Source organism: Kitasatospora sp. NPDC036755, from assembly GCF_040636595.1.
Taxonomy (GTDB): domain Bacteria; phylum Actinomycetota; class Actinomycetes; order Streptomycetales; family Streptomycetaceae; genus Kitasatospora.
Genome location: NZ_JBEZUT010000653.1, coordinates 1 through 1,621 on the forward strand (window position 1 = coordinate 1; position 1,621 = coordinate 1,621).

General features: G+C 77.3%; 1 protein-coding gene and 1 pseudogene. One reads left to right on the top strand and one right to left on the bottom strand.

Annotated features, from left to right (window positions below; translation table 11 throughout):
* Positions 1–87 precede the first annotated feature (87 nt).
* A pseudogene (locus tag AB0E96_RS40965) lies at positions 88–1,086 on the top strand (PLP-dependent aminotransferase family protein); the annotation flags it as partial.
* A 6-nt stretch (positions 1,087–1,092) separates the two neighbouring features.
* Here the strand turns inward: AB0E96_RS40965 and AB0E96_RS40970 are convergent.
* A complete protein-coding gene (locus AB0E96_RS40970; protein ID WP_359831910.1) occupies positions 1,093–1,500 on the bottom strand; it encodes a hypothetical protein in 408 nt (135 codons plus the stop codon).
* Positions 1,501–1,621: the final 121 nt, after the last annotated feature.

The window sequence follows — 1,621 nt, forward strand, 5'->3', positions numbered from 1 at the left end:
TGCTGACCCACCTGCCGTTCCCCGGCCTGGCGGAACCCCTCCGGGAGGCCTACGACTTCCTGGACCACCACCTGCTGGGCGCCCGACGGCCTGGCCGCGGCCGACCTCGGCTACGGCGACGTGCGCGGCACCCCGGCCCTGCGCCGGGCCGTCGCCCACTGGCTGGCCCGCAACCGGGGCATCCGCGCCGACCCGGACGAGGTGCTGGTCGTCGCCGGCACGGCCCAGGCCCTCGCGCTGCTCGGCCGGGCCCTCGGCCGGGTCGGCATCACCGAGGTCGCGGTCGAGGACCCGGGCTCGCTCGGCGCCCGGCAGCACCTCGCCCACTGGCTCGCCGCCACCCCGCCCGTCGCGGTCGACGCCGAGGGCATCCGGGTCGACGCGCTGCGCGCCACCGGCGCCCCGGCCGTCCTGCTCACCCCCGCCCACCAGTACCCGACCGGTGTCGTCCTCGGCGGCGACCGGCGCCGCGAACTGCTGCGCTGGGCGGGGGAGGGCGGCCTGGTCATCGAGGACGACTACGACGCCGAGCACCGCTACGACCGCCCGCCCGTCCCGGCCCTGCGGGCCTCCCTCCCGGAGCGGGTCTGCTACGCGGGCAGCATCTCCAAGCTGCTCGCCCCGGCGCTGCGCACCGGCTGGCTGCTCGTCCCGGCCCGGCTGCGGGACGCCGTCCTGGACGCCAAGCGCTTCGCCGACCTCGGCAACCCGGTGCTGCCCCAGCTGGTCCTCGCCCGGCTGATGGAGTCCGGCGACCTCGACCGGCACCTGCGGCTGCTGCGCCGCCGCCACCGCCGGCGCCGGGACGCCATGATCGCCGCCATCCGCACCCACCTCCCGGGAGCCACCGTGCACGGCGCCGCGGCGGGCCTCCACCTGATGCTGACGCTCCCGGAGCTGCCCGGCCGCACCGACACGGAGTTGGCCGCCGAGGCGCTGGCGGAGGGGGTCAAGGTGCAGCCGCTGTCCTGGCACGCCCGGCTCCCGTACCCGCCCGGCCTGGTCCTCGGCTACGCGGCGGGATCGACGGCCGAGATCGCCGAGGGCGTGGCGGTGCTGGGCCGGCTCGTCCGGCGGTCGTCCTGACCGGCGTCAGCCCCGGTACCGCCACCAGGGGTCGGCGGCGGTACGGGCGAGTTCGGCGTCGTACGGCTCCGCCTCGAAGTCGAACTCCGGAAACCGGCCCCTGGTCCCGTCCCGGAGCTGCGGGACTTCCCAGTCGGACCAGCGGACGACGCCCCCGATGCGCTGCACGACGGCGGACAGGTGGCCGCAGCAGCCCCCGGTGCACTCGGGCTCGCCGAGTTCGACCCGGCGCGGCGGGCCGGTGGCCGCGAGCGGGCTCGGGGCGTGCGGCGGGAACAGCCGGCCGGCGTACGCGCCGAAGCCGCCGGGGCCGGTCGCCTCGGCCACCACGTCCTCGCCGTCGACGAGGAAGCGGACCTCGGCGGCGAGGCGCGGGCCCGGGGGCAGGACCTTGATCTCCAGTCGCTCGAACACCCGGTCAGCCTAGGGCGTGTCTGACGATTCCCGCCGGGCGTGCGACGCCGGGGCACGCACCTCGCCGCGTTGTCGTCGGTCGCCAATGCTCCGCAGTGGCTCCCTCCTCCGCCTTGCGATG